Raw genomic sequence first — 7,638 nt, forward strand, 5'->3', positions numbered from 1 at the left:
CGCCGGATCGGGGAGGTGGTGGCATCCGCCCCACCCGGACCCCACCACTTCCCCGAACCGGCGGGCCCAGCGCCACGTCGGCGACGTGGCGGCATCCCACCCCACCCGGACCACGCCACCTCCCCGAACTGGCGGGCGACCCGCGCCAGGGCGGCCCGCCGGGACGGCCCGCCGGGAAGTGGTGTGGGATGGTCGGGGCGGACGGCGGCGACTACCCTGCGGGCAGAGGGCCGCGCGTCGGCCGTGGACGTCACCGGCGGGCGAGCCGGGCAGCGGGGAGGCACGGGTGTCACAGGAGGGTTCCGCCGCCCGGGACGACGAGGCCGCGGACGTGAACACCTCCGGCTTCCCCACCGGCGACGCGAAGCCCGCAAGCGACACCGCTGGCACCGCGGGTGAGACCGCGCGTGCCGCGGAGCAAGTGAGGACCGGCACCGGCACCAGCAGCGAGCGGCCCGTCGACGTCGAGCCGGGTGAGTTCGAGCCGAGCGGGCGCTTCGGCGTACCGGGGCGGCCGCTGCGGCGCAGCGCCTTCCTGGTCGGGTTCACCGGCGCGCTCGGCGTGCTGCTGGCGTACGCGCTGTTCCTGGGCATCCGCAACGCCGCGGGCATCCTGGTGCTCATGGTGATCGCGCTGTTCCTCGCGGTCGGCCTGCACCCGGCGGTGGTCCGGCTGCACAAGTGGGGCGTGCCGCGCGGCCTGGCCGTGGCGGTGGTGACGCTCACCGTGCTGCTGCTGATCGTCGCCGGTCTGCTGGCGCTGGTGCCGCCGGTGGTGACCCAGTCCGGCCAGTTCATCCAGCAGCTACCCGGCTACGTCGAGGAGCTGCGCCGCAATCCCACTGTCAACGACCTCGTCATCCGGTACGACGTGATGGAGCGGGTCCAGGCGGCGGCGAACGCGGACACGATCGGGCGGGCGCTCGGCGGCGTGCTCGGCGGCGCGCAACTGGTCTTCGGGACGATCTTCCGGCTGCTCACCGTGCTGGTGCTGACGATCTACTTCCTGGCGTACTTCGACAAGCTGCGCGAACTCGGGTACGCGCTGGTGCCGCGCTCGCGCCGGCAGCGGGTCCGGCTGATCGGCGACGAGATCCTGACCCGGGTCGGCGCGTACATGGTCGGCGCGCTCGCCATCGCGGTGCTGGCCGGGGTGACCACGTTCGTGTTCGCGCTGGCGGTCGGCCTGCCGTACCCGTTCGCGCTCGCCGTGGTGGTCGCGGTGACCGACCTGATCCCGCAGATCGGCGCGACGCTGGGCGCGGTGGTGGTGACGCTCGTCGGGCTCGCCACGGACCTGCCGGTGGGCATCGCCTGCCTGGTGTTCTTCGTGCTCTACCAGCAGGTGGAGAACTACCTGATCTATCCGAAGATCATGCGCCGGGCGGTGTCGGTCAACGAGGTGGCCGCGTTGCTCGCCGCGCTGCTCGGGGTGGCGCTGCTGGGCGTGGTGGGCGCGCTCATCGCGATCCCGACCGTCGCCGCGTTGCAGCTGATCCTGCGCGAGGTGGTGCTGCCCCGCCAGGACGCCCGCTGAGCCGTTACTCGGCGCGCCGCTGGGCCGGGCCGGGCACCGGGGTGTCCGCGAAGGCGGCGACCGTGCGGTCGGCGTACGCGCTGGCGTCGCCGGTCTCCATCGGGCCGTCCCAGGTCGTCGGCAGCGGAAGCGGTACGCCGGGGGCGACCCGCCGGACGACCTCGTCCAGCACCTTCTCCGCGTCGCCGACCCAGAGGTGCTTGGCGCCGTCCACGCCCACCACCTCGGCCTGCGGCACGGCGGCGAACCGTTCCCGGGCCTCCTCCGGGCGCAGGTAGTCGTCGAACTCGGGCACCAGGGCGGTCAGCGGCTTGCCCGTCTCGGCCCAGACCGCCAGGTCCTCCGGCGCGGAGTAGCGCAGCGGCGGGGAGAGCAGGATCGCGCCGGCCACCGCCGGGTCGCAGCCGTACTTCAGCGCCAGGTCGGTGCCGAACGACCAGCCGACCAGCCAGATGTTCGGCAGCTCGTGGAACTCGGCGTACTCGATCGCGGCGGCCACGTCGAACTTCTCACCGACCGCGCCGTCGAACGTGCCCTCGCTGGTGCCGCGGACGCTGGTGGTGCCCCGCGTGTTGAACCGGAGCACGGCGAGGCCGGCCAGGGCGGGCAGCCGCCAGGCCGCCTTGCGGAACACGTGGCTGTCCATCATCCCGCCGTGGGTCGGCAGCGGATGCAGGCAGACCAGCGTGGCGGCCGGTTCGCGGTCCAGCGGCCGGGCCAGCTCGCCGACGAGCGTCAGCCCGTCGGCCGTGTGCAGCTCGATGTCCTCCCGGCGGCCGGGCAGGATCGACGACGCGCGAATCGGAGTGCTCACGCCTGCCAGTCTCCCGCGTCGGCGGCCCCGCCGCCCAGCGGGACGCGAACCGGGTGATCCAGATCGCTCAGCCGTAGCGCGGGGCGCCCCGGCCGCGCTGGAGGTTCGGTCCGCGCCGGTCCCGGGCCCGCCAGCAGCCGGAGTGCCAGTGCCGGCGGTCGGTCAGGTCACCCCGGTCGTCGGCCGGCCAGGCCACCAGGTGCGCCACGCCCGGCCGGATCTCCTGGTCACAGCCGGGACAGCGGTACGTCTTGACTGATGCGCCACCGCTGATCGCGCGTATCTGCCAGTCGCCGTCGCGCCACTGCTGCACGGTCGGCACGCCGTGGCGGGCACGCTCGGCGTCCACGGCGGCGATGTCGTCCCGGCGGGGGCGGTTGCGACGAGGGCTCACGGTCACCAAGCGTACGGTCCGCCGGCTGGACCGGCCCGGGCGATCTTGGTACGGATGCGCCCTTCCCGGGGCCGTTCCGTACCAAGATCTGCTCGTGGTGGCCGATCAGGGCCAGGTCTGCGGACGGGTGAGGTCTCTCGCCACCTTTGTCCCGACGAGCACTGTCGCCGCGTCGGTCTCGGTGAAGTCCACCTGGCCCGCGGGTCGGTCGCCCGGGAAGGCGAAGTCGACTGTCAACCGCCCCTTGGGCAGGCCGAGCAGTTCCAGCCGGGTGCCGTCCGGATAGAGGAAGCCCGGACGACCGCCCAGGTCGCGGTTGCTGCGGCGACCCGTGTCCTCCCCCATCTCCGCCCCGTAGACCAGCCGCATCCACATGGTCGAGGAGGGCTCCCGGATGACAGTGAGCTGAGCCGTGACGCCCTTCGGGAAGGCGGCCACGTCCACCGCGCATCCCGTCACCACCGCGTTGGCCGGCAGCGTGGTCAGCCGCACCGGCCCCGTGCATCGCCGGGCTTCGTCCCAGCGCACCAGGCCGGCGACCCGGTCCAGGGCGGTCACGTCACCGCGAAGCGTGGCGGCCCGGGCGTAGAGGCCGGGAAAGGGCTGCCACGACTTGACCAGACCGTCCGTGCCGGCGACGCGCAGCACCCCACCGTCGAAGGTCAGCCGGCCGCTGGCGGCCTGCATCGGGAAGCCGTCGATCGGCGTGTCGTCGAGGGTCTTCGCCACCGGGCTCACCTCGAGCAGGATCGGGTGTCCGTCACCGTCGCTGAACCGGATCGACTCGACCCGGTTGGAGCTGTGGACGGACCAGCCCAGATAGCGGGCCCGGGTGGTGTCGACGCCCAGGTGCAGCACCTGCGGATCGGTGCCGACCAGGTCGGGGCGGTCGCGCGCGGCGGGCACCCCGTCGGCGAGCGGCGGCACCGGGGGCGGCGCCGTCGCCGGCGTCGCGGCCGTCCAGGGCATCCGCCCGGCCAGCCCGCCCACGTCCGCGCGTATCGCGCCGGTGAAGCCGAGCACACCGACCAGGGCGAGCGCGGTGCCGGCGGTGACCCGGCGGCGTACCCGACGGCGCCGGCCGAGCGCGCGGGAGCGGCGCAGCAGGCGTCCGGTGTCTGTCTCCCCCTCGGCGCGCTCCCGCAGCACCGAGGCGATCCGTTCGTCGAGGTCGGTCACGGCCGGCTCCCCTTGGTCATCGGGACGCCGCAGCGCTCCCGGAGGTGGGCGAGCGCCCGCATCGCGTGGGTGCGGACGGTGACCGGGGAGCAGTCGAGGATATGGGCGATCGTGGCGTCGTCCAGGTCCTCGTAGTAGCGCAGCACCAGCACGGCGCGCTGGCGGTCCGGGAGGGCGCGGATCAGCCGCCACATCTCGTCCCGGTCCGCCGCCTCGCCGCCGAGATCGCCGCGTTGGGGCCGCTCGGCGAACGTGTCCACCGCCAGCTCGCGGCTGGACCGGCGCCGCCACCAGGACGTGTTCGCGTTGACGAGCATCCGGCGCACGTACACGTCGGGCCGGTCGGCGCGGGCGATCCTCCGCCAGTGCACGTACGCGCGCGCCAGCACGTCCTGCGTCAGGTCCTCGGCCCGGTGCGCGTCCCCGGTCAGCAGCCGGGCCAGGCGCAACAGAGCCGGGCCGCGGCTGCCGACGTACTCCTCGAAGGTCACACCTCGAAGACGCCGTCACCGGGCCCGGCTGTTGACAGCGGTCAGCGGCGGGTGTGGTCGCGGAACCCGCGGCCGGACTTGCGGCCCAGGTAGCCGGCCGTGACCAGGTGCTCCAGCAGCGGCGCCGGGGCGAAGCCGGGCTCGCGCAGCTCCAGGTACAGCTCCCGCTGGATGGCCAGCGAGACGTCCAGGCCGACCACGTCGAGCAGCTCGAACGGGCCCATCGGGTAGCCGCAGCCGAGCTTCATGGCGTAGTCGATGTCGTCGGCGGTCGAGTAGCTGGCCTCCAGCATCTTCACCGCGTCGTTCAGGTACGGGAACAGCAGCGCGTTGACGATGAACCCGGACCGGTCGCCGCAGACCACGCCGGTCTTGCCCAGCTTCGCGCAGACCGCGCGGGCGGTGGCCGACGTCTCGGCGGAGGTGCGGATGGTCTGCACGATCTCCACCAGCGGCATGATCGGCGCCGGGTTGAAGAAGTGCAGGCCGACCACGTCGGCGGGGCGCTGGGTCGCCATCGCCACGTCGATCACCGGCAGCGACGAGGTGGTGGTGGCGAGCACGACGCCCGGCTTGCAGATCTCGTCGAGGCTGGCGAACAGCGCCTTCTTGACGCTCAACTCCTCGATCACGGCCTCGACCACCAGGTCGACGTCGGCCAGGTGCTCCAGCGTCGCGGACCAGGTGATCCGGCCGAGCGCGGCGTCCCGGTCGGTCTCGCTGAGCTTGCCCCGCACCACGCCCTTGTTCAGCGAGGTCTTGACCGCCTCGCAGACCTTCGCGGACTTCTCCGCGCCCCGGGTCACCGAGACGACCTCGTACCCGGCCTTGGCGAACACCTCGATGATGCCGGTGGCCATGGTCCCGGAGCCGACCACGCCGACCTTCGCGATGGCGCGGGCGCCGTCGGCGAGCGCGGCGTCCACGGCGAGCGGCGTGTACGCGTCGGGTACGACCTTCGGCGAGCCCGGCCGCTCGTAGGTGTAGAAGCCGCGACCGGACTTCCGGCCCAGCAGACCGGCGGTGACCATCTGCTTGAGCAGCGGGGCCGGGGCGTGCCGGCGGTCCCGGCCGCCGCGCCGGTACATCGTGTCGAGGATCTCGTACGCGGTGTCCAGGCCGATCAAATCCATCAGCGCGAGCGGGCCCATCGGCAGGCCGCAGCCGAGCTTCATGGCGGCGTCGATGTCCTCGCGGGTGGCGTAGCGGGCCTCGAACATGCCGACCGCGTGGTTCAGGTAGCCGAACAGCAGCGCGTTGGCGATGAAGCCGGCCCGGTCGCTGATCGTCACGTCGACCTTGCCGAGCCGCTCGCAGAGCGCCTCCACGTCGGCGACCACGTCGGCCGAGGTGACCACCGTGCGGACCACCTCGACCAGCTTCATCACCGGGGCCGGGTTGAAGAAGTGGATGCCGATGACCTGGTTCGGCCGGGTGGTGGCGACGGAGATCTCGGTGACGCTCAGCGAGGACGTGTTGGTGGCGAGGATCGCCTCGGGCTTGCAGACCCGGTCCAGCTCGGCGAAGATCCGCTGCTTGAGGTCCAGGTGCTCGGGCACCGCCTCGATCACCAGGTCCACGTCGTGCAGCGCGTCCAGGCCGACCCGGAAGTCGACCCGGGCCAGCAGGGCGTCCCGCTCGGCCTCGGCGAGCTTGCCCTTGGCGACGGCCCGGTCCGTGGAGCCGGTGAGCGTGGCCCGGCCGCGCTCCAGCGCCCCGTCGGAGATCTCGACGGCTGTGACGTCGACGCCGTTGCGGGCGAACACCTCGACGATGCCGGCACCCATGGTGCCCAGACCCACCACGCCCACCCTGGTGAACTCCCGCGCCACGACCGGCCTCCCCTGGCTCGACTCCGCCGTTCGCGACATGAACGGCCGCTAAGGTTATGCGCCGGAGTCTGCCACGTCACGCTGTGTTGTCGAGACGCCGTGGGATATTTCACGCACCGCGCCTCACCCGGTGGCGTTCTCCCCCACCAGCGCCAGCAGCTCGGCGACGAACTCCGCCGGCCGCTCCAGGTGCGGGCTGTGCCCACAGCCGGGCAGCACCACCTCCCGGTAGGTCCCGCCGGCCGCCGCGTACCGGTCCAGCACCGCGCGGGTCTGCCCCACCATCGGCTGCGGCGGGCACTCCTGCGGGCCGGGCCAGCCGGGCACCACACCGAGCTGACCGAGGTACGCCAGGTCGAACAGCGAGGTGTCCGAGACGATCACGTCGGCGTCGCCGCGTACCCAGGTCACCGGCGGCTTGACCGGCGCGGCGACCAGCTCGTCGGCGAGCCGGAAGTGGGCCGGGGCCAGCGCGTTGAGCACGCCGCGCGGCCCGGCGGCGGTCCCCGGCCAGTGCGGCGAGGCGACAGCGGTGCCCGGATAGTTGTCGTCGCCGGTGGCGGTGGTCAGCATGCTCTCCAGCAGCAGGGCCTCGTCGTCGCCCAGGGACGCCGGGTCGGCCACGTACGCGGCACGCAGCACCGCACGCGGGCTGGTCGGGCCGTCCGCGCTCCGGTCGCCGGCGGCGAGCCGGGCCACGAAGTCCGGGTTCGCGCCACCGGCGCCGGTGCCGGCGAAGTCGGGCGTGGTCGGGGTGCCGTCGAGGTCCCGGGTGCCGCCGAAGCCGTACGGGGACACCGGTGCCTCCAGCAGCAGCCCGGCCACCCGCTCCGGGTGGTCGACGAGCAGCCGCATCGCCACCCCACCGCCCAGCGAGTGCCCGGCCACCACCGGCCGCGCGCCGGGCCGGAACAGTCCCGGGGCGTCCAGCAGCGCGGCCACGTCGTCGGCGAAGTCGTCCAGTCCTCGGGTGGCGTCGACCGGCGCGGTGTCGGTCTCGCCGTAGCCGCGCAGGTCGGGCGCGACCACGCGGAGCGTGTCGGGCAGCCGGGCCAGCAGCGGTTCCCAGAACGCGGAGGAGGAGACGTTGCCGTGCACCAGCAGCACCGGCACGCCGTCCGGTGGGCCGGCCACGCGGACCGCCTGGGTGATGCCGTTGGCCTGGACCGTGAGCCGTGCGCTGCGCATCCGCGCATGCTGACACGCGCCCCCACCCCCGCACCATGTCCCCCACCCCCACACCGCCCACCCCAAACATGGGCACCCCCGTTACCTTTTTGATCGTCCCCAGCCGGGGACTCCTCGGTCGCCCGGCCCGGTATGACTTCCTGCCCCTGTCGTTCGGATGATCCGGGGGGTGTTGTCGCCGGGTCGGGTGGCGTCGGCGGACC

The 7,638-nt window shown here is 73.4% G+C and carries 7 protein-coding genes; 1 reads left to right on the plus strand and 6 read right to left on the minus strand.

All coding sequences use genetic code 11. The features are described 5' to 3' along the window. Positions 1–286 precede the first annotated feature (286 nt). Positions 287–1,537, plus strand: coding sequence for an AI-2E family transporter (locus M8C11_RS17165; protein ID WP_252450536.1), 1,251 nt, complete (start codon positions 287–289; stop codon positions 1,535–1,537). A 4-nt stretch (positions 1,538–1,541) separates the two neighbouring features. On the opposite strand, the gene M8C11_RS17170 is transcribed toward M8C11_RS17165, so the two are convergent. The 6 genes from M8C11_RS17170 to M8C11_RS17195 all read right to left on the minus strand — a co-directional run bounded on the left by M8C11_RS17170 (position 1,542) and on the right by M8C11_RS17195 (position 7,435). Then, positions 1,542–2,351 (minus strand): alpha/beta hydrolase, encoded by an 810-nt coding sequence (locus M8C11_RS17170; protein WP_252450538.1) that lies wholly within the window; start codon positions 2,349–2,351, stop codon positions 1,542–1,544. 67 nt (positions 2,352–2,418) lie between these two features. After that, a complete protein-coding gene (locus M8C11_RS17175; protein ID WP_121683582.1) occupies positions 2,419–2,751 on the minus strand; it encodes a hypothetical protein in 333 nt (110 codons plus the stop codon). A gap of 99 nt (positions 2,752–2,850) precedes the next feature. Further along, positions 2,851–3,924 (minus strand): hypothetical protein, encoded by a 1,074-nt coding sequence (locus M8C11_RS17180; protein WP_252450540.1) that lies wholly within the window; start codon positions 3,922–3,924, stop codon positions 2,851–2,853. Next, complete coding sequence (locus M8C11_RS17185; RefSeq protein ID WP_252450542.1) at positions 3,921–4,415, minus strand: SigE family RNA polymerase sigma factor; 495 nt, start codon at positions 4,413–4,415, stop codon at positions 3,921–3,923. The genes M8C11_RS17180 and M8C11_RS17185 overlap by 4 nt, the downstream gene beginning before the upstream one ends. A 41-nt stretch (positions 4,416–4,456) precedes the next feature. After that, complete coding sequence (locus M8C11_RS17190) at positions 4,457–6,247, minus strand: 3-hydroxyacyl-CoA dehydrogenase family protein (protein WP_252450544.1); 1,791 nt, start codon at positions 6,245–6,247, stop codon at positions 4,457–4,459. 123 nt (positions 6,248–6,370) lie between these two features. Next, positions 6,371–7,435, minus strand: a complete 1,065-nt coding sequence (locus M8C11_RS17195) for an alpha/beta fold hydrolase (protein ID WP_252450546.1) — start codon at positions 7,433–7,435, stop codon at positions 6,371–6,373. Between the last annotated feature and the right edge of the window lie 203 nt (positions 7,436–7,638).

The sequence above is a fragment of the Micromonospora sp. CPM1 genome, assembly GCF_023896895.1.
In the GTDB taxonomy this organism is placed as follows: domain Bacteria; phylum Actinomycetota; class Actinomycetes; order Mycobacteriales; family Micromonosporaceae; genus Micromonospora; species Micromonospora tulbaghiae.

What these genes read in the sequence shown, in the direction of transcription:
- M8C11_RS17195 (WP_252450546.1), bottom strand. Translation starts at nt 7,435, where the DNA reads ATGCGCAGCGCACGGCTCACGGTCCAGGCCAACGGCATCACCCAGGCG.